The sequence below is a fragment of the Oleiphilus sp. HI0079 genome, assembly GCF_001635105.1.
The window spans coordinates 1-665 of sequence record NZ_LWFT01001246.1; the positions used below are offsets into that span (position 1 = coordinate 1).

Below are 665 nucleotides of genomic sequence, written 5' to 3' on the forward strand. Positions count from 1 at the left end.
AGAACCTGTTCGGTCGTTATATGCCTGAATTGAAATTCCGACCTTGCCAATCATTGCCGCAACTTCAGTGCGCGACTCCCACAAAGGCTTACCCGTCTCTTTACCGATCGCATCTGCAAGCGCTTCGGTGTTTGTCTGAAGCTGTTCTTTGAAACGTTCAACTAAGGCCACTCTCTGCTCAAAAGAGGTACGTGCCCAATCAACGAATGCAGAGCGTGCAGCCGATATAGCATGATCGACGTCATCACTATTTGCCGTTGTGGCAGACCAAACACGCTCTTGCGTATAGGGGTTCGTACTTTCAAGAACAGGGCCGGAACCTTCCTGCCATTTACCATTAATCAACAACCCAAGGTTGGACATGCTGCTCTCCTATTCGTAACGAAGCGGTATCACGCGAATATCAGATTGGTCATCTATCAATAACGCATCAGCTTGCTCTTTACTCAAACTAACATGGTCGTGGGCGACCTGCTCTTTGGATACAAGCAAGGCTCTGAAACGCTCCATTTTTCGATTCGAAACCACATAGTCAGTGCGTTCACCAACAGGCGCTTTATGCTGTTCATCAACTCTATACGGTAAAACTTTACTCTCTCGAACGCCTCGAATTTCTTCAACAAAGGTCTCCATCACCGGTCCTCCATCGAAAATATCGACATAAC

Annotated in this window: 2 protein-coding genes; both read right to left on the minus strand. The window is 47.2% G+C overall.

Features of this window, described 5'->3' with window-relative positions:
* Positions 1 to 363, minus strand: a 363-nt coding sequence (locus A3750_RS21935; protein WP_156498832.1) for an aldehyde dehydrogenase family protein, incomplete at its 3' end; no start/stop codon positions are given.
* 9 nt (positions 364 to 372) lie between these two features.
* Positions 373 to 665: arginine N-succinyltransferase (locus A3750_RS21940; RefSeq protein ID WP_197475232.1), on the minus strand; the 293-nt coding region annotated here is incomplete at its 5' end.